The organism is Shimia sp. R9_3, assembly GCF_017743755.1.
Taxonomy (GTDB): Bacteria; Pseudomonadota; Alphaproteobacteria; order Rhodobacterales; family Rhodobacteraceae; genus Shimia.
This window is the reverse complement of sequence record NZ_JAGHRP010000006.1, coordinates 208,782-226,595: the sequence shown is the minus strand read 5'-3', so window position 1 is coordinate 226,595 and position 17,814 is coordinate 208,782. Positions and strand designations below refer to the sequence as shown.

Here is a 17,814-nt window from a genome sequence, read left to right as displayed (position 1 = left end):
GCAGACACAAGGTTGACTTTGTCGCGCGCACCCGGCCATTTGGGCCGCAAACGGAGAGGCACATGAGCGGACAAATTCCCTTCCCCAATATCTCGCCCGAGATCTTCTCGATTTCCGCCTTTGGCATGGAATTTGCCCTGCGCTGGTATGCGCTGGCCTATATCGTCGGCATCCTGATCGGCTGGCGCATTGTGGTCGCCACCGTCAATCGCGCGTCGCTCTGGCCAAACGACACCGCCCCGATTGAAGCGCGTCAGGTCGAAGATCTGCTCAGCTGGGTCATTCTCGGCGTGATCCTTGGCGGCCGCCTTGGCTATGTGCTGTTTTACAAACCGGCGTTTTATCTCGCCAATCCGGGCGACATCATCCGCATCTGGGATGGCGGCATGGCCTTTCACGGCGGCATGCTGGGCGTGATCATCGCGGGCTTTTTGTATTGCCGCAAATATGACCTGCGCCCGATGCAGGTCGGGGATGCCATGGCGCTTGGCGTGCCGGTCGGCCTGTTTCTGGGCCGGATCGCCAACTTCATCAACGCCGAGCTCTGGGGCCGCCCCACCGATCTGCCATGGGGCGTGATCTTCCCCGGTCAGGCCGCGCAGGATTGCGGCCAGCTGGTGGCCTATTGCGCGCGCCACCCCTCCCAGCTCTATGAAGCTCTCATGGAAGGCGTGATCCTTGGCAGCCTCATGCTGTGGCTCGCCTATCGTCGCGGCGCGCTCAAACGTCCCGGCACCCTGATCGGCACTTTCCTCGCAGGCTACGGCACCGCGCGTTTCCTCGTGGAGTTTGTCCGCCAACCCGATGCGCAGTTCATTTCGCCGGGCAACCCGCTTGGCCTCGCACTGCAGATGAACGGCTATGGCTTCACCATGGGGCAGCTGCTCTCGCTACCCATGATCGCCCTCGGCCTCTACCTCATCCTACGCGCCCGCCCTGAACCCGCGCCCGCCACATGAGCACATTGACCCAGCACCTCCTCGCCCGGATTGAGGCCCACGGCCCCATGACCGTGGCGGACTATATGGGCGAGGCGCTGCTGCATCCCACGTTGGGCTATTACACCACACGCGACCCTCTGGGCGCCGCCGGTGACTTCACCACCGCGCCGGAGATCAGTCAGATGTTTGGCGAACTCATTGGCCTCTCGCTGGCGCAGGCCTGGCTCGATCAGGGCGCGCGCGCCCCCTTCACATTGGCTGAACTTGGCCCCGGCCGCGGCACCCTCATGGATGACATCCTGCGCGCCACCCGCGCAGTGCCGGGCTTTCACGCCGCCGCCCAGATCCACCTTGTTGAGGCCTCCCCAACCTTACGCGCCAAACAGCGCGACACCCTCGGCGATCAAGTCACATGGCACGACAGCCTCGACACCCTGCCGGATCAGCCGCTCTATCTCATCGCCAACGAGTTTTTTGACGCCCTCCCGATCCGCCAATACCAACGCGGTTCGGAAGGCTGGCACGAGCGCCTGATCGCCATGCGCGACGGCGCGCTTGCCTTTGCCTTGGGGCCAGAACTGCCGCAGCTGCACCTCACGCACCGCCTTGCCGACACGGTGCAAGACAACATCGTTGAAACCTGTCCGCAGGCCAGCGCCATCGCCGATCAGATCGGCACCCGCATCCGCGACGCGGGCGGCGCGGCCCTGCTGATTGACTATGGCGACTGGCGCGCGCAGGGCGACACATTGCAAGCGCTGCAGGATCACGCCTTCATCGACCCGCTCGCCGCGCCGGGCAGCAGTGACCTGACCGCCCATGTGGATTTTGAGGCCCTGGCACAGGCCGCCCCCTGCGCCCACAGCCGCCTCACCCCGCAAGGCGTGTTTCTGGAGCGCCTCGGCATCACCGCCCGCGCACAGGCCCTGGCCGCAAACCTCAGCGGCGCGGCGCTTGCCAGCCACATCGCCGCACATCGCCGCTTGACGCACCCCGAGGAAATGGGAAACCTGTTCAAAGTCCTCGCGCTCTTCCCCGAAGGCGGCACACCCCCAGCAGGATGCACCACATGACACTTGAGATTCTCACCTCGGACCTGCTTGCCCCCGTGCATCATGGCTTCTTCACCCGCCGCGGCGGGGCCTCCTCCGGCATCTTCGAAGGCCTCAACTGCGGCATGGGCAGCTCTGACCAATCCGAGATTGTTGCGATCAACCGCCAACGTGTAGCCGATGCGATGGAGGTCGACATCGCCCACCTCGCCTCCGTGCATCAGGTGCATTCCGCCGATGTCCACACCGCCACCGGCCCCATCACCGGCGAGCGCCCACGCACCGATGCGATTGTCACCAACCAACCGGGCCTCGCGCTCTCCATCCTCACCGCAGATTGCCAACCGGTCCTGTTCTCAGATCCTGAGGCCGGTGTGATCGGGGCTGCCCACGCAGGCTGGTGCGGCGCATTGGACGGCATTCTCGAAACCACCACGGAGGCCATGGAGGCCCTCGGCGCCTCCCGCGCCAACATCCGCGCCGTGATCGGCCCCTGCATCAGCCAAAGCGCCTATGAGGTTGGCCCCGAGTTTCTGGACAACTTTCTCGCCGAAGACCCCGAGAACAGCCGCTTCTTTGCCAATGGCGAAGGCGACCGCATGCTGTTTGACCTGCCCGCCTACGGGCTGCACCGCCTGCGCCGCGCGGGTGTCGGCGAGGCCGAGTGGATCCGCCACTGCACCTATGCCGATGCAGACAGATTTTACTCCTACCGCCGCACCACCCACGCCAAAGAAGCAGACTACGGCCGCTTAATTTCCTGCATCCGCCTCTAAACACGGCCCTGTGAAAGGCCTTTGTTTTAAAGGCCTTCACCAATACCGCCAAATTGTCACCGCATTTTCCTAAAATCTGACCAATCCTGCCCCATCTCTGCCTCAATTCGACACGAGACTGATCTCAAGTTGGAAACAATAGGCCCGACAGAGGCCAGAAAGACCAAGGAGAGCAGACATGAAAACCCAGAGCCGCTTTATCAAATCCGTTGTTGCCGCATCCAAAGCAGACGCCCCTCAGATGCCTTGGGCCCGTGGCCAGCGTCGCGCCGCCTTCATTGCAAAGCGCAAAGGCGTGCAGCTCAAAAAAGTGGCGTAACGCGCGAGTCGCCCACTCCCGGCGCTGCCCGCTTACCCCAACGCACGACCCTCCAGAAAAAGCGCAAAGCATCTTGCCAGAATTACGGGCTGCTTTGCGCTTCTGCATATGCCAGACCCGCATATGCGCAAATCAGACATCGCTTCATAAGCACTCATCAGCGCATTTTCGCAAAGCCCATCGGCTCCGTTGCTTAAATCCTTAAACCGTCTATAACGCTCGCCAAATTCTCATGTCAGAGGCGCATATGACGGACACACCTCAAGTCGGCATCATTATGGGCAGCCAATCCGATTGGCCGACCATGAAAGAAGCAGCCACCATTCTGGAAGAGCTGGGCATCACCTACGAGAAGAAGATCGTCTCCGCCCACCGCACCCCGGATCGCCTCTGGTCTTACGGCAAAGAAGCCGTCGAGCGCGGCCTTCAGGTGATCATCGCAGGCGCAGGCGGCGCAGCCCATCTGCCCGGCATGATGGCCTCCAAAACCCGCGTGCCTGTGGTGGGTGTTCCGGTCCAAACCCGCGCGCTGTCAGGTGTGGACAGCCTCTACTCCATCGTGCAGATGCCCAAAGGTTTCCCCGTGGCCACGATGGCCATTGGTGCGGCAGGTGCCGCCAACGCAGGCCTCATGGCCGCAGGCATTCTGGCGCTGCAGGATGCTGACCTTGCCACCCGCCTTGATGCGTGGCGCGACGCCCTCTCGGCCTCTATCCCGGATGAACCCCAAGATGACTGATCCCCTCCCCCTCGGTTCCACCATCGGCATCCTCGGCGGTGGCCAGCTGGGCCGCATGCTCTCCGTGGCGGCTTCCCGTCTGGGCTACAAAACCTGCATCTACGAGCCCGGTGGTGATTGCCCTGCCAGCCACGTGGCAAACTATCACTTCCAGAAAAGCTACGACGATGCCGAGGCCCTGCGCGCCTTTGCCGAAGCTGTGGATGTCATCACCTATGAGTTTGAAAACATCCCCACTTCCGCGCTCGACATCCTTGAGGCCCATGTGCCTATCCGCCCGGGCCGCGAAGCGCTGCGCGTCAGCCAGGACCGCCTGACGGAAAAAACTTTCCTGCGCGAACTGGGCCTGAAAACCGCCCCCTTCGCCGATGTCACCGACGCCGAAACAATGGCCGCAGCCGTGGCCGAGATCGGCGCACCAGCGATCCTGAAAACCCGCCGCTTTGGCTATGACGGCAAAGGTCAGGCCCGCCTGAAAACCGCTGCCGATGCGGAGGCCGCCCTCGCCGATATGGCCGGCGCCCCCGCGCTTCTGGAAGGTTTTGTCGATTTCTCCCATGAGGTCTCCGTGATTGCCGCACGCGGCATCGACGGTCAGGTCGCCTGTTTTGATCCGGGCGAAAACGTGCATGCGGAGGGTATCCTGCGCACCACCACCGTGCCTGCCCGCCTCACCGCCGCGCAACGCATGGACGCGGTGCTGCTCGCCGCCAACATCCTGAACGCGCTGGAGTATGTGGGCGTCATGGGTGTGGAGCTCTTCGTCACTTCTGAGGGGCTCATCGTCAATGAAATCGCCCCGCGCGTGCACAACTCCGGCCACTGGACCCAAAACGGCTGCGCGGTCGATCAGTTTGAGCAACACATCCGCGCCGTGGTCGGCCTGCCTCTGGGCGACGGCCAGCGTCACAGCGATGTGGTGATGGAAAACCTGATCGGCGACGACATGGACCAGCTCCCCGCCCTGCTCAAAGAGCGCGACACCGCCGTGCATCTCTACGGAAAGTCCGAGGTCAAAGCAGGCCGCAAAATGGGCCACGTCAACCGCGTCAAAGCCGACGCCGCCAAATAACACGTCAAGGCGAACTCAAAGGGCCCTGTCGCGGGGCCCCGCCTTCTCATTCGTCAAATATCCTGGGGTAGCCACATCAAAGATGAGGCTGGGGCGAAGCCCCCTCTTTTCCCCTTAAGCCGCCATAAACCGCGCCGCCACATCTCCGGCCATATGGCTCACACGCCCGCCCACAAGCGTCGCGCCGATGCGCCCATCCGGCGCCATCACAATCAGATCAGCGCGTTTGCCCGCCTCCAGCGTGCCGCGATCACTCAGCCCTAACACCTCTGCCGGCCGCGCCGAAATCAGCGCCCAGCCGGTCGCAAGATCACAGACGCCTTCCTCAACCATGCGCAGCACCGCCTGTTTGGGGGCCGGATAGTGGTAGTCAGAGGCCAGCGCATCCACCAGCCCTTCGGCCACCAGCTCTGATGCGGTCACATTGCCGGAATGACTGCCGCCGCGCACCACATTGGGCGCGCCCATCACCACCGGATCCCCCGCTGCCTGCGCAGCCTCTGCCGCCTCGCGGGTTTCCGGAAACTCGCTGATCGTCAGCCCACGCGCCCGCCAAAAGGCCCGTGTCTCCGCCGTGTCATCATCATGGCTGCCGAGCCGCACGCCTTTGGCAGCCAAACGCGCCGCCAGTCCGGCCACCGCTTCTGGCACCGCGTCCCGCGCGCCGTGCAGTTCTTTCAGCAAGGCCAGATGCGCTTCCGGGCTGCGCCCGCTCTTCAAGGCCTGCCCGGTCAGCCGCGGTGGCTTTTTGCCCTTCTCCAAGGCGGCATGGGGCAGGTGGTCATTAAACACCACATAAGGCACGCCGTGCGCATCCACCGCCGCCTCAAAATCCGTATAGTCAGACAGCAAATGGCTCTCAAAACGCAGTTGCACCCGCATGTCGGTCAACAGCCCTTCCGCTGCATCGAGCGCAGTCAGAAACCGCTGCGCAAAATCGGGGCTGCGCATGCCGCCTTCCCAGCTCCAGAACTGGGCCAGCACAGCCGTGGTGATGCCATTGGCCGCCAGCTCCGCATCCACCGACATCAGCCCGTCGCCAAGGTTCTTCATTGCGCCGCGACGCGGTGCAAGATGGCGCTCAAAACCGTCGCCATGCAGATCGACAATGCCCGGCAATATCCGAAACCCGCTCAGATCAATCGCGCGTCCCGGCCTATGCCTCGGCGCCGGAGCGGCCAGCATCCCGTCGCGCACACCAAGCGTGACCTGCGCCAAACCGTCCGGCAAAAGCACCTCCGCGCCCGTCAAATCCAGCGCCAGATCCAGCGCCGGATCACTCATCGTGGCGCGCCTCTTCATCACAGGCAGAGGCCACGCAGTCATCTTCCACAATCCGCTGCAAGGCCCGCACAGTGGCCTCCGCCCCCTCAAAGCCCAGCTCCGGATCAAAAGCGCCTTCTGCAAGGAAGGCCTCCACCTGCGCGATCACCACCGGATTGTTCATCATAAACGTATGGGTCACCGGCAGAACGATATGATCCTTCATGCCCGCCACCTTGGTACTGGCCACCGAAACCTTGCCGTCATCCGGTCCCTCGATCAGGCTTGAGAAATACGGGTTCAGCGAGCGGTCCCCCGCAATCACACCCAGCTCAAAATCCACCGGCGGCAGATCGCTTGGCAAGCCGTCCGTGCCCAGCTCCTGCCCCGCCGGACCATTCAGCCACTCAAACGGCGCCAGATCGCGCAGCTCGTCCACCACTTCACTGCCTTTGTTGGGCGGCCCCAACATTACCACCCGGCCGAGATTTTCAGGCCGGTTGTTCACAAACCACTGGCGCAGCAGAATGCCCCCCATGGAATGGGTCACAAAATGCACCTTCCGGTCGCCGCATTTCGCCACCGCCTCAGGCAGGGTGCCGTAGGCCAGATGCGCGATATCTTCCTTGGTGGAGGGATAGCCCTGCCGCACCACCTCATAGCCGTGTCGCTCAAGCGCAAGCTGCATCACCACAAAGGAATTCTTGGTGCGGGCCAACCCATGCAGCATCACCACACATTCCTCTGCCCGCGGGTCTTCGGTCTCAGTTGGCACAGTGCCCAGCACAGGCGCGGCCATCAACGGCAGGAGCGCGGCCAGAACGGCGCATTTTCGGATCAAATATCTCATGGCCTTGAGATAGGCGCTCCGCCCGCTCTACAAAAGCAAAAACCTTACGGAACTTTATGCATGTCGCCGCCTTCGCCCTCTCCCCGTCTCGCTGCCCGCGCCATTATCCTGCAAGAGGGCAAGCTGCTGCTGGTGAATGCCTATCCCGAGGGTCAAAGCGATCTCTGGTGTGTGCCCGGCGGCGGGGTGGAGCGGCACAGCTCGCTGAAGGAAAATCTCGCCCGTGAAGTCTGGGAGGAATGCGGCCTCACCGTCGCCGTACATGATCCCTGCCTGATCAATGAATTTCACGACCCAAGCGGCAGCTTTCATCAGGTCGACATCTATTTCCGCTGCACCATCACCGAGGGCAGCCTGAGCCACGACTGGAAAGATCCGGAGAACATCGTCACCGAGCGGCGGTTTTTCTCCCGTGAAGAGCTTAGCGGGGTGCGGTTTAAGCCTGACAGCCTGCCCGATGTCGCTTGGGGCTCCGGGCTCACTTATGATCCGCTGGAACCCATCGTGAAGCCCTAATCACGCTGCAGTGCTGTGCCGCGGCTTAAGCCTTGCGCATCGACACCAGCACGCCGCCAATCACCAGCACCGCCGCGCCGACAAACCGCAGGGTCAGCGGCTCTGCCAGAAACGCCATGCCGCCCGCCATGGCGATCACCGGCACGGTCAGCTGCGCCACCGCCGCGCGGCTTGCGCCCAGCCCCGGCAGGATCGCATACCACAGCGCATATCCCAGCCCCGAGGTGATCACGCCAGAAACCACCGCCAGCGCCACGCCCTGCCCGCTCAGCGCCGCAGCACCGCCGATCACAATTTCGCCAGCCAGCGCCCAACTCAGCAAAACCGCCACCGGTGCGGCCAGAATGAAGTTCATCGCCGTGGCCTGCGTCGCGTCTGATTCTCTGCGTCCCTGCAGCGAATAGATGCCCCAGCCAAGGCCCGCCGCCGCCATCGCCGCCGCATGGGCCACCGAAACGGCGCCACCTGAACCCGGCGCAAGCAGCCAGACCAGCCCCGCCAGCGCCAATCCGGCACCAAGCCATCGGGTCATCGGCATGTCTTCACGCGCCACAACGGCGCCGCCAAACATGGTGATTTGCACCACGCCAAACAGGATCAGCGCGCCAAGCCCCGCATCCAAGCCGCGATAGGCCAATGAGAAACCAAAAATATACGCCAGAAGACCCGCCACCGCGACGCCACGCCCGACCCCGCCAATGGCAAAGCCACGCTTCTGCCAGGCAATCAGCGCCGCCAGCGCCAGCGCGCCGGAGACAAGCCGGATCACGCCAAAGCTCATGGCATCCATGCCAAGCCCGCCCACAGCGGCGCGGTTCAGAACAGAGTTCGCGGCAAAGGCGGTCATCGTGATAGCGGTCAGAAGCAAGAGTCTCATACCGCCCTGAGTGACACGCGTGGCCGGGACGAGCAAGCCATCCCGACCACGCGCAGCCCCGGGTGTCGCCGCCGGACCAAAGCAGCAACAGAGGGGCCGGGCTTAATGCAAGGCAACGAGACATTTCGCGATACCGCATCGAGCGGAACGCGGCACCGCCACGCTGGGGGGAGCTGTCAGCCCCGCTACCTTTGCTCAGCCATCACGTCGCGCGCAAAGTTCTGATTGCGCGCCTTATCTCCAATCCACATCGCCATATAGCGATCCCGAATATTGTCATGCTGCAGGGTGCAGGTCTGGGTGCCATTCACCCAAAACCGCAACGCATCCGCACCTCTGGGGGCCGCCACAATCCGGTCGCCCGGCTGGATGTCGCGGTAACAGCTGGTCAGCTTGGACAGGATATCCGCATGATCCGCCTGCTCGCCTTCAATCCGTGTCAGCTCTTCCAGTGACGCCCGCAGCAAAATCTTGCGCCGGATCTTGCGCTGATATTCGATCTTCAGCGCGTATTTCCCGTCCCGGTCAAACCCCTGCCCCTGCGGCGCAAACATCTGTGCATCATAGACTTTCAGGCCCAGATAACGGAACTGTCCCGAACCCAGCGTCTGAGGCTGCCCAAGCAGGCTCTCCACCTCCGGCGCGGCGGTGGCAGAAGTCTCCGCCTTGGCGGTTGCCCCCCAACCCAGCGCAAGCGCGAACGTGAGGCACAACATCAGAGAGCGTTCCCGGATCGGCATTCTGAAATGCATGGTTGTCGCCCTCCCTTGCGCGCTTTGGGTCCACCCCCCGCCCAATATTCAGAGTTTTTCTGGCCGGTTTGAGAAAGATACGCAGACAAAAGGCGCCCGGATCACTCCGAACGCCTCTGTTTTGGGGAGAAAATTCCGGCTACTTGCGCCCCTTTCGCCCTTTATGGGCTTTGGTGACGGTTTTGATCATCTTGCCGAAGCTTTTGTCATAGGCCCGTCGCTCCGCCAGCGAGGCGGTGTTGTGCCGCTCCTCTGCCTCAAGCTTGCGCCACCGCTCCAGCCGATCCGCATCCAGCGTCCCCGCCGCGATCGCCGCACGCACGGCGCATCCCGGCTCGCTTTCATGGGCGCAATCGCGGAATTTGCACTGTGTGGCCAGCTCGACCACATCGGCAAACAGATCCGCCAGGCCATCACCCGCCTCCGCAAGCTGCAACTCGCGCATCCCCGGCGTGTCCAGAATGGCCAGCCCGGCCTCGGTGAAATGCAGCTGCCGCGCCGTGGTGGTGTGCCGCCCGCGGCTGTCATCTTCGCGGATCGCCCCGGTCTCGGCCTGCTCACTGCCAAAGAGCGCATTGACCAGCGTGGATTTCCCCACACCGGAGGTGCCAAGAAACGCCACCGTCTGCCCCGGCGCGCACCAATCGGCGAGCTTTGCGGCAGGTTCTTCGCTTTTGGCATTCAGCAACACCACCGGCACCCGATCCGAAATCCGCTGCGCCTCGTCCACAAAGGGCGCGGTGTCTTCACACAGATCGGCCTTGGTCAGCACGATCACCGGCGTCACATCCGCCTCAAAGGCCAGCGCCAGAAACCGCTCCAGCCGCGCCACATTGAAATCATTGTTGCAGCTAGTCACCACAAAGGCGGTGTCCACATTAGCGGCAATCATCTGAATGCTGCGGTCGTGCCCTGCGGCGCGGCGCTTAAACAGGCTCTTGCGCTCCAAAACCTCGCTGTGGCTCGGCAGCTCCGCATTATACAAAAGCCAGTCGCCAACCGTGGCCTCAGGCCCCGGCGGGATCAGCGCCTCAATGCCGTCGCCGCGCACACGCAATCCGTTGCGATGCACTTCCACCACCCGCACCGGCGGAGAGGCCTCCAGAGCATCAAGATCAGTCTGCTGGGCGAAGAAAGGCTGCCATCCCAGAATATCCAGCGGCGCGCGCTTGGGGGTGTCAGAAGGGGTGCCACTGCTGGGCAAAAATTGGGAATAGTCCCGTGTCATTGGTCATGAACTCTCATGGATCAGCCACACGCTGCGCATCTGGCCGAAAGGTAACAGAAAATAGTGGGGGCACAAACGCTCAGCCCCGCGCCAAAGCGCTTGGGTCGCTGATCTGTTGGTGCATCGGGTGGGCACTCTGCCACCCGCCATGTTCAGGCATCCTGATACCGGGCCATAAAACCTCCATCTGAGTTGCCCTAGCTCTACGCCACGGGGCCGCACAGGTCAATTCAGCCTGTGCGCTCAGCCCGCGTGACGCGCCACAAAATCCTGCATCATCGCCACCAGCAGCGGCGCCTGTTTCGGCGTGATCACATGCCCCATGCCGTCAATCGCGTGGTAATCACACCCGGGGATCAGCCCGGCAATCTCCGCCCCGGCCTCCGGCGGGATCAACGTGTCGTTTTCGCCGTGAATGACCTGACAGGGCACCGTCACTTGGGCCAGATCATGCCGCCGGTCGGTGGAGGCAATCACCGCCAAGACCTGACGGTTCACACCTTCCGGATCAAAGCCCCGGTCATAGGCCAGCCCCGCCTGCGCCGTGAGCTCCGCCTCGGTCATCGGATAGGCCGGGCTGCCCCAGAACTCATATTCCCGCAGCGCATTGGCAATGAACTCCTCCCGCGCCACCGGATGCGCCAACAAGGTCGCCAGCCACTCCGCATTGCCGCCACGCTCCGCAAAGGGGCGTGCTGTTGCCATCACAATGGTGCCGCTGAGCAAACGCGCGGCGTGATCCATGCACAAGAGCTGCACAATCGCCCCGCCCATGGACATGCCAAACACATGTGCTGTCTCGATGCCCAGCGCATCCATCACGCCCACCACATCCGCCGCCATGTCATCCAGCCGATACGCAGCAGGCACCGTGCCCTCTGCCAAAGCCCGTGCCGTGATCTCATCCGCTTGGCTTGGCACCCCCTCTTTAGGACAGCGCTGCGAAAGCCCCACATCACGATTGTCAAACAAAACCACGCGAAAACCTGCAGCGGCCAATCCTTGCACAAACTCCTTGGGCCAGTGGATCAGCTGAGACCCCAGCCCCCGGATGAGCACCAAGGGGACGCCCTCGCGCAGCCCGTGGTCTTCCACCTCAATCTGAATGCCATTTGCCGTGATCTGCATCTCTCACCCCTTGTGCTCTTGCCGCAGCACGTTCTTCTGCACCTTGCCCATAGTGTTACGCGGCAAGGCTTCCATGACCACATACTGTCGCGGATGTTTGAACCGTGCGAGCCGCGCTCCAACCTCTGCCTTGATGACCTCGACATCCAGAGTCGCGCCGGGTAGCGCCACCAGCGCCGCAATCACGCTCTCGCCAAAATCCGCATGTGGCACGCCATAAACCGCGCTTTCCGACACGCCCTCCAGATCGTTGAGCACATCCTCAACCTCTTTTGGATAAATGTTGTAGCCCCCGGAAATAATCAGGTCTTTCGCCCGCCCCACAATGGTGACCCGCCCATCCGGCTCCATCACCGCCAGATCACCGGTGATGAAAAACCCATCTTCACGCAGCTCTTCGGCGGTTTTCTCCGGCATCTGCCAATAGCCCTGAAACACATTGTCCCCGCGCACCTCAATCATGCCGATCTCTCCATGCGGCAGGGTCTCACCGGTCTCCGGATTGGTGATCTTCACCTCCGTGCCCGGCAGCGCATGGCCCACCGTGCCCGCCACCCGCGCCCCGTCATAGGGATTGGAGGTGATCATATTGGTTTCCGTCATGCCGTAGCGCTCAAGGATGCGGTGACCGCTGTGCGCCTCAAAGGCCTGATGGGTCTCTGCCAGCAAAGGCGCAGAACCGGAAATAAACAGCCGCATATTGGCACAGAGGGCTTTGTCAAACCGCCCATCGCCCAAAAGCCGCGTATAAAACGTCGGCACACCCATCATCAGCGAGGATTGCGGCAGCGCGCCCAGGATCTCTTCAAGATCAAACTGCGCCATCAGCCGCACCCGCGCGCCTGCCAACAGCGACGTGTTCATGGCCACAAAAAGCCCATGGGTGTGGAAAATGGGCAAAGCATGAACCAGCCTGTCTTCAGATGTGATCTGCCATAAATCCGTCAGCGACCGCGCGTTGGACAGCAGGTTCTTATGCGACATCATCGCGCCCTTGGAGCGCCCGGTGGTGCCTGATGTGTAGAGCAGCCCGGCAAGGTCGTCCGGCCCGCGCGCCACGGTCTCAAACTGCGCAGGCTGCGCATCTGCCGTCGCACTCAGGCTCCCGCCTGTCATTGTCAGCGTCAGCACCTGCGCCCCAACATCCGCCGCAATCTCTCCAATCTGGTCCGCATCTTTGGCATCACAGACAATCAGCTTCGGCGTCGCATCCTCACAGAAATAGCGCACTTCATCCTGCGTATAGGCAGTATTAAGCGGCAGATAGACCGCCCCCGCCTGCAACGCACCACCATAAAGCGCCAGAGTGTCGCGAGTCTTTGGGGCCTGCACCACGACACGCTCCCCCGGGGCCACACCCGCCGCTTGCAGCACATGCGCCATCTGAGCAGCCCGCGCGACAAAATCCTGATAGCTCAGCGAAACCCCGTCATCACAATCCAGAAAAACGGCCGCATTTTCTGCATGGGGGGCAATCAAAGCGTCATAAAGTATGTTGGTCACGCCGGAGGATCCTTTGTCAGTGTGGTCTCGCAGGCAGACCTTTGGGCATCCCGCCCCGATTTACAAGCGCCATAAAACATGGGTCCGACCTGCCTTTTTCCGCCCAATTCAAAAAATTGACGCAACAGCGTTGACTCCCCCGCATTCGCCCCCTACCTCTTTCGCCGTTAGCACTCGCCATTAGGGAGTGATAACGGCTCCGCTGAGGAGTCAGGGAGACACTTTAATTAGGGAAACCTAGTCATGGCTTTTACACCTCTGCATGACCGCGTGCTCGTTCGCCGCGTTGAAAGCGACGAGAAAACCGCAGGCGGTCTGATCATTCCAGACAGCGCCAAAGAAAAACCAGCTGAAGGCGAAGTTGTATCCGTGGGCGCGGGCGCACGTGACGACAAAGGCGCACGCGTCGAGCTCGACGTGAAAGCGGGCGACAAAGTCCTGTTTGGCAAATGGTCCGGCACCGAAGTCACCGTTGACGGTGAAGAACTGCTGATCATGAAAGAATCCGACATCATGGGCATCATTGCCTGATCGTCTGACCGCAATTTACGAATTTAGGAGCCTATAAAATGGCAAAAGACGTCAAATTCGACACCGATGCCCGCAATGCAATGCTGCGCGGCGTGAACGTTCTCGCAGACGCAGTCAAAGTGACCCTCGGCCCAAAAGGCCGTAACGTTGTTCTGGAGAAATCCTTCGGCGCACCACGCATCACCAAAGACGGTGTGTCCGTGGCCAAAGAGATCGAGCTGGAAGACAAGTTCGAGAACATGGGCGCACAGATGGTGAAGGAAGTTGCTTCCCGCACCAACGACGAAGCCGGCGACGGCACCACCACCGCGACCGTTCTGGCACAAGCCATCGTGCGTGAAGGCCTCAAGCAGGTTGCTGCTGGTCTGAACCCAATGGACCTGAAGCGCGGCATCGATCTGGCAACTGCGAAAGTTGTTGAAGGCATCAAATCCGCATCCCGCGAAGTTGCTGACTCCGCAGAAGTTGCTCAGGTTGGCACCATCTCCGCAAACGGCGAAGCCGAAATCGGCCAGCAGATCGCAGACGCGATGCAGAAAGTTGGCAACGAGGGCGTGATCACCGTTGAGGAAAACAAAGGTCTGGAAACCGAGACCGATGTTGTTGAGGGCATGCAGTTCGACCGCGGCTACCTCTCCCCTTACTTCGTCACCAACGCAGACAAAATGATCGCTGATCTGGACGACTGCATGGTGCTGCTACACGAGAAGAAACTCTCTTCCCTGCAGCCAATGGTTCCACTGCTTGAGCAGGTGATCCAGTCCCAGAAGCCTCTTCTGATCATCGCAGAAGACGTGGAAGGCGAAGCGCTGGCAACTCTGGTTGTGAACAAACTGCGCGGCGGCCTGAAAATTGCTGCTGTTAAAGCACCTGGCTTCGGCGACCGCCGCAAAGCCATGCTGCAGGACATCGCCATCCTGACCGGCGGTCAGGTTATCTCCGAAGATCTGGGCATGAAGCTCGAGAACGTCACCATGGACATGCTCGGCACCGCCAAGAAAATCGAGATCACCAAAGACGAAACCACCATCGTTGACGGTGCAGGCGAGAAAGCAGAGATCGAAGCACGCGTGGCTCAGATCCGCACTCAGATCGAAGAAACTTCTTCCGACTACGACCGTGAGAAGCTGCAAGAGCGCGTTGCCAAACTGGCAGGCGGTGTTGCTGTGATCCGCGTTGGCGGCATGACCGAAGTGGAAGTGAAAGAGCGCAAAGACCGTGTGGACGATGCTCTGAACGCAACCCGCGCAGCTGTGCAGGAAGGCGTGATCGTCGGCGGTGGTGTTGCTCTGGTTCAGGCCGGTAAAGCACTGAACGGTCTGGAAGGCGCAAACGCTGACCAGAACGCAGGCATCAACATCGTGCGCAAAGCCATCGAAGCACCTCTGCGTCAGATCGCAGAGAACTCCGGTGTTGACGGTGCTGTTGTGGCGGGCAAAATCCGCGAGAGCGACGACACCTCCTTCGGCTTCAACGCACAGACCGAAGAATATGGCGACATGTTCTCCTTCGGTGTGATCGACCCAGCCAAAGTGACCCGTACCGCTCTGGAAGACGCAGCCTCCGTTGCAGGACTGCTGATCACCACCGAAGCGATGGTTGCAGACAAGCCAGCCAAAGAAGGCGCAGCCGCACCTGCAATGCCTGACATGGGCGGCATGGGCGGCATGATGTAAGGCGAACTTCCATAAGGAAGTTCTGCCGAAGGCGACAGTGCCTTGGCCTTTGGGCCAAGGTCACGAAAGCCTCCGCCAGACAAATATGAAAGGGTCGCCTCCAGGCGGCCCTTTTTCTTTATCCGCTGCAAGGGCCAGCGCCCGACCGCGGGTGGGCGCACAGACGTGCAAAGTCGCCACTTTATCTCTGCCAAAGACCTCTTGGCCCGCAATCTCCTATAACCGCACACAAAGCGCCCGCCTAGAGGGGCGGTCGGGCGCTGGCCCGGCGGGCTGCGCCCTTGTTCCGGGCTGTCAGGCGTCCCACCTCGAAACGCAGCAATGGCATCGCGAACACATACGCCGCAGTATAATTTATAGTAAATTCAAACCCGGAAAGAAAAATTCAAGAAGGAACAGAAACATCATTACTGCACCGACCAAGTAGTAGCCCCGCACTTTTACTAGGAATACACTCTCAGTTGTGGTGAAGTCCCGCGCACCCTTCTTTTCACGAAAATTCTTTAAAAATTTTGGCTGGATGAATCGAAAGCCCTGGCGGCCGAGCCGCAGCCCTGATCCCCAAAGAAAAAATACGAGGAAGGCACCAATTATCACTGCTGGGAAAAAATATAAAAGATCACGTACCTCAAGAGGCATATTGCTGAAGTCCTCTAAAATCCGTTCGGAAAGCGACACTAGTCCTATCATAGATGCTGTGCTTCAAAATCATAGAGGTGCATCCCTACACCGCCTTAAGCCGGCCCTTAAGTACACTCCCGTGCAGGCAACAACGACACCTAGCACAAAGCCCACCCTTCGGCACGCCCCGTCCCTCGCGAAGCCTTCCGTCGACACTACCCCATCGGTGAGTTGCACGGCATAAATTCAAAGCCCTCCGGCAAATCCACTTGCGCTTTCCGCGTGGTCTCAGGCGGCTCTGGGGAGGTATCAAAACTCAGTTTGGACAGCGCGATGCCACCGTCTACATTCGAGGTGATTTGCAACGCCGTGACATCTAGGGAATACTGGCAGCGCACAAAACTTGCGGAAAATACATCTGCAACCATGATCCGCCGCTCCGCCACAAGGTCACCATTCGCCCCAAAGGCTTTCACGCGAATGTGTCGATCATTTTTGCCCGCCCCATCATGCTGTTCCATGCGAAACAGACGTTTCACCTCGATCCCAAAGGCATATTGAGGTCGGGGGAAGACCACAGCCAACGGCCTGTGTCCCAGCACGGTCTCAACAGTCACAGTCTTTTTCGCCTGCGCACCATAGCCAACAGTTCTCGTGTATTTCTCTCGCTTTCCATAGGTGAGACCCTCAGAGATCATTTCTAAGAAAAGCGTCTTGCCATCTCCGAAGCGGTCAATGACCGGCCCACTGTCTGAAGTATTCCCGGTTGTGTGCGCAGAAAGGTACTGACCTTTGAAAACGCTCCCAATTTTCAAAGCGCCATGCCTCAGATGAACAGGAAACCGTTTCCCGCGATACTGCGTCTGCCCCAACGCGCCAAAATCCACGACCTCATCCTGAAACTGTTCCGAAGACGTCAAAGGCCCCGTGTTCAACCCTTCGCTCACCGCGACATCCTGTGCTGAAATGGCGGTCCCAACGAGCGCGCAAAGGCCAATCGCCAAAACTTCGCCAGAAAATGACCACTTGTGACCTTCGCTCATAGATTGTCTCCCAATTGCACCCACATTCCGAAGGTAACAAAACGCCCGCAACAATCCATGGTGGAAATCAAGACGTTCTCCATCCACACGCCGCCCCCTCGCAATCCTCACACCCCTCCCCTATCTCTCTGAGAACACAGCCAAACCGGACCAGACGACATGCATGTTCTCACAGTGATTGACCACCCCAACCCCGCCTCTTTCAGCCATGCGGTTGCCGCCGAATTCATGCGTGGCGCGCAGGCGGCGGGCCACACCACAGAGCTGGCCGATCTCAACGCAGAGGGGTTCTCCCCGCTTTGGTCCATGGCTGATATCGAGAGCACAGACACCCCCCCGCCCGACGTGCGGCGCGAGCAGGAGCGCATCGAACGCTGTGACGCGATCTGCCTTGTCTTCCCGCTCTTCTGGTGGGGCATGCCGTCGATGATGAAGGGCTGGATGGACCGCGTCTTTTCCTGGGGCTGGGCCTATGATCAGCTTGATGATCCAGACCAAAGCCTCTTGAACCCCCGCACCGGCGTGTTGCTCATCCCCGCAGGCGCGCGCTCTGACGAGATGGAAGAAGAGGGCTACACGGCCGCGCTTAACACCCTCTGGACCAAAGGCACCTTTGGCTACTTCGGCCTCTCCCCGCGCAAGATCGAACTCTTAAACGGCTCCACCGGCTCCGCCCCCCGCCGCGCCGCGCTCTTGGAACGCAGCTACCAGACGGGCCTCACTTTGGAGCCGCCCGCCCAAAACTGACCAAAAGTGATCGACCTGCTTCAGGCGTTGCAGATTTGTTGGACGATGAGGGTTTGGAAAACGCATCAAAGCCCGGATGACCAATCCGGGCCGCGCCCGACCCTCCCCATGAGAGGGCGCATTTGCGAAGGTCTTCATTCCTCAAAACGGCAGAGTCTCTTGGCCAGATAAACTGCCATG

The 17,814-nt window shown here is 60.9% G+C and carries 19 protein-coding genes; 10 read left to right on the top strand and 9 right to left on the bottom strand.

Features of this window, described 5'->3' with window-relative positions:
• The first annotated feature begins 62 nt into the window (after positions 1-62).
• The 6 genes from lgt (at position 63) to J7412_RS16360 (ending at position 4,899) form a co-directional block, all read left to right on the top strand.
• Positions 63-959, top strand: coding sequence for a prolipoprotein diacylglyceryl transferase (lgt, locus tag J7412_RS16385; protein WP_209079602.1), 897 nt, complete (start codon positions 63-65; stop codon positions 957-959).
• Positions 956-2,014 carry an SAM-dependent methyltransferase gene (locus tag J7412_RS16380; protein WP_209079601.1) on the top strand — a complete coding sequence of 353 codons (1,059 nt, stop codon included), beginning with the start codon at positions 956-958 and terminating at the stop codon, positions 2,012-2,014. The genes lgt and J7412_RS16380 overlap by 4 nt, the downstream gene beginning before the upstream one ends.
• The gene (gene pgeF / locus J7412_RS16375; protein WP_209079600.1) at positions 2,011-2,769 is read left to right on the top strand and encodes a peptidoglycan editing factor PgeF; all 759 of its coding nucleotides are present in this window, start codon (positions 2,011-2,013) and stop codon (positions 2,767-2,769) included. The genes J7412_RS16380 and pgeF overlap by 4 nt, the downstream gene beginning before the upstream one ends.
• 178 nt (positions 2,770-2,947) lie before the next feature.
• Positions 2,948-3,088, top strand: a complete 141-nt coding sequence (locus J7412_RS16370; protein WP_209064415.1) for a hypothetical protein — start codon at positions 2,948-2,950, stop codon at positions 3,086-3,088.
• 247 nt (positions 3,089-3,335) lie between these two features.
• Complete coding sequence (gene purE, locus J7412_RS16365) at positions 3,336-3,827, top strand: 5-(carboxyamino)imidazole ribonucleotide mutase (RefSeq protein ID WP_209079599.1); 492 nt, start codon at positions 3,336-3,338, stop codon at positions 3,825-3,827.
• Positions 3,820-4,899, top strand: a complete 1,080-nt coding sequence (locus J7412_RS16360; RefSeq protein ID WP_209079598.1) for a 5-(carboxyamino)imidazole ribonucleotide synthase — start codon at positions 3,820-3,822, stop codon at positions 4,897-4,899. The genes purE and J7412_RS16360 overlap by 8 nt, the downstream gene beginning before the upstream one ends.
• Positions 4,900-5,013: 114 nt before the next feature.
• On the opposite strand, the gene J7412_RS16355 is transcribed toward J7412_RS16360, so the two are convergent.
• Positions 5,014-6,183 carry an alpha-D-ribose 1-methylphosphonate 5-triphosphate diphosphatase gene (locus J7412_RS16355; protein ID WP_209079597.1) on the bottom strand — a complete coding sequence of 390 codons (1,170 nt, stop codon included), beginning with the start codon at positions 6,181-6,183 and terminating at the stop codon, positions 5,014-5,016.
• Entirely contained in the window at positions 6,176-6,961 is a 786-nt protein-coding gene (locus J7412_RS16350; RefSeq protein ID WP_247743979.1) for an alpha/beta fold hydrolase, read from the bottom strand. The genes J7412_RS16355 and J7412_RS16350 overlap by 8 nt, the downstream gene beginning before the upstream one ends.
• Positions 6,962-7,072: 111 nt before the next feature.
• Between J7412_RS16350 and J7412_RS16345 the strand changes: the two genes are divergently transcribed.
• Entirely contained in the window at positions 7,073-7,528 is a 456-nt protein-coding gene (locus J7412_RS16345) for an NUDIX hydrolase (protein ID WP_209079596.1), read from the top strand.
• Positions 7,529-7,553: 25 nt separating this feature from the next.
• Here J7412_RS16345 and J7412_RS16340 read toward each other — a convergent pair whose 3' ends face one another.
• From J7412_RS16340 to J7412_RS16320, 5 genes are all read right to left on the bottom strand, one after another.
• Positions 7,554-8,405, bottom strand: a complete 852-nt coding sequence (locus J7412_RS16340; protein ID WP_209079595.1) for a DMT family transporter — start codon at positions 8,403-8,405, stop codon at positions 7,554-7,556.
• Between the two features lie 185 nt (positions 8,406-8,590).
• The gene (locus tag J7412_RS16335; protein ID WP_209079594.1) at positions 8,591-9,157 is read right to left on the bottom strand and encodes a hypothetical protein; all 567 of its coding nucleotides are present in this window, start codon (positions 9,155-9,157) and stop codon (positions 8,591-8,593) included.
• Positions 9,158-9,296: 139 nt separating this feature from the next.
• The gene (gene rsgA / locus J7412_RS16330; protein ID WP_209079593.1) at positions 9,297-10,385 is read right to left on the bottom strand and encodes a ribosome small subunit-dependent GTPase A; all 1,089 of its coding nucleotides are present in this window, start codon (positions 10,383-10,385) and stop codon (positions 9,297-9,299) included.
• Positions 10,386-10,628: 243 nt separating this feature from the next.
• Positions 10,629-11,513, bottom strand: a complete 885-nt coding sequence (locus J7412_RS16325) for an alpha/beta hydrolase (protein WP_209079592.1) — start codon at positions 11,511-11,513, stop codon at positions 10,629-10,631.
• A gap of 3 nt (positions 11,514-11,516) precedes the next feature.
• Positions 11,517-13,016 (bottom strand): malonyl-CoA synthase, encoded by a 1,500-nt coding sequence (locus J7412_RS16320; protein ID WP_209079591.1) that lies wholly within the window; start codon positions 13,014-13,016, stop codon positions 11,517-11,519.
• 243 nt (positions 13,017-13,259) lie between these two features.
• On the opposite strand from J7412_RS16320, the gene J7412_RS16315 reads away from it, so the two are divergent.
• Positions 13,260-13,547, top strand: coding sequence for a co-chaperone GroES (locus J7412_RS16315; protein ID WP_209064394.1), 288 nt, complete (start codon positions 13,260-13,262; stop codon positions 13,545-13,547).
• Between the two features lie 38 nt (positions 13,548-13,585).
• Positions 13,586-15,223 (top strand): chaperonin GroEL, encoded by a 1,638-nt coding sequence (gene groL / locus J7412_RS16310; protein WP_209079590.1) that lies wholly within the window; start codon positions 13,586-13,588, stop codon positions 15,221-15,223.
• A gap of 354 nt (positions 15,224-15,577) precedes the next feature.
• Here groL and J7412_RS16305 read toward each other — a convergent pair whose 3' ends face one another.
• Positions 15,578-15,901, bottom strand: coding sequence for a hypothetical protein (locus J7412_RS16305; RefSeq protein ID WP_209079589.1), 324 nt, complete (start codon positions 15,899-15,901; stop codon positions 15,578-15,580).
• Between the two features lie 158 nt (positions 15,902-16,059).
• Positions 16,060-16,887, bottom strand: a complete 828-nt coding sequence (locus tag J7412_RS16300; RefSeq protein ID WP_209079588.1) for a hypothetical protein — start codon at positions 16,885-16,887, stop codon at positions 16,060-16,062.
• Positions 16,888-17,046: 159 nt separating this feature from the next.
• Here J7412_RS16300 and J7412_RS16295 point away from each other — a divergent pair, with 159 nt between their 5' ends.
• Positions 17,047-17,634, top strand: a complete 588-nt coding sequence (locus J7412_RS16295; protein ID WP_209079587.1) for an NAD(P)H-dependent oxidoreductase — start codon at positions 17,047-17,049, stop codon at positions 17,632-17,634.
• The last annotated feature ends 180 nt before the right edge of the window (positions 17,635-17,814 follow it).

Excerpts from the sequence above, each read along its gene's own strand:
- lgt (WP_209079602.1), top strand. The coding sequence starts at position 63 with ATGAGCGGACAAATTCCCTTCCCCAATATCTCGCCCGAGATCTTCTCG.
- J7412_RS16380 (WP_209079601.1), top strand. The coding sequence starts at position 956 with ATGAGCACATTGACCCAGCACCTCCTCGCCCGGATTGAGGCCCACGGC.
- pgeF (WP_209079600.1), top strand. The coding sequence starts at position 2,011 with ATGACACTTGAGATTCTCACCTCGGACCTGCTTGCCCCCGTGCATCAT.
- J7412_RS16370 (WP_209064415.1), top strand. The coding sequence starts at position 2,948 with ATGAAAACCCAGAGCCGCTTTATCAAATCCGTTGTTGCCGCATCCAAA.
- purE (WP_209079599.1), top strand. The coding sequence starts at position 3,336 with ATGACGGACACACCTCAAGTCGGCATCATTATGGGCAGCCAATCCGAT.
- J7412_RS16360 (WP_209079598.1), top strand. The coding sequence starts at position 3,820 with ATGACTGATCCCCTCCCCCTCGGTTCCACCATCGGCATCCTCGGCGGT.
- J7412_RS16355 (WP_209079597.1), bottom strand. The coding sequence starts at position 6,183 with ATGAGTGATCCGGCGCTGGATCTGGCGCTGGATTTGACGGGCGCGGAG.
- J7412_RS16350 (WP_247743979.1), bottom strand. The coding sequence starts at position 6,961 with ATGGCCGCGCCTGTGCTGGGCACTGTGCCAACTGAGACCGAAGACCCG.
- J7412_RS16345 (WP_209079596.1), top strand. The coding sequence starts at position 7,073 with ATGTCGCCGCCTTCGCCCTCTCCCCGTCTCGCTGCCCGCGCCATTATC.
- J7412_RS16340 (WP_209079595.1), bottom strand. The coding sequence starts at position 8,405 with ATGAGACTCTTGCTTCTGACCGCTATCACGATGACCGCCTTTGCCGCG.
- J7412_RS16335 (WP_209079594.1), bottom strand. The coding sequence starts at position 9,157 with ATGCATTTCAGAATGCCGATCCGGGAACGCTCTCTGATGTTGTGCCTC.
- rsgA (WP_209079593.1), bottom strand. The coding sequence starts at position 10,385 with ATGACACGGGACTATTCCCAATTTTTGCCCAGCAGTGGCACCCCTTCT.
- J7412_RS16325 (WP_209079592.1), bottom strand. The coding sequence starts at position 11,513 with ATGCAGATCACGGCAAATGGCATTCAGATTGAGGTGGAAGACCACGGG.
- J7412_RS16315 (WP_209064394.1), top strand. The coding sequence starts at position 13,260 with ATGGCTTTTACACCTCTGCATGACCGCGTGCTCGTTCGCCGCGTTGAA.
- groL (WP_209079590.1), top strand. The coding sequence starts at position 13,586 with ATGGCAAAAGACGTCAAATTCGACACCGATGCCCGCAATGCAATGCTG.
- J7412_RS16300 (WP_209079588.1), bottom strand. The coding sequence starts at position 16,887 with ATGAGCGAAGGTCACAAGTGGTCATTTTCTGGCGAAGTTTTGGCGATT.
- J7412_RS16295 (WP_209079587.1), top strand. The coding sequence starts at position 17,047 with ATGCATGTTCTCACAGTGATTGACCACCCCAACCCCGCCTCTTTCAGC.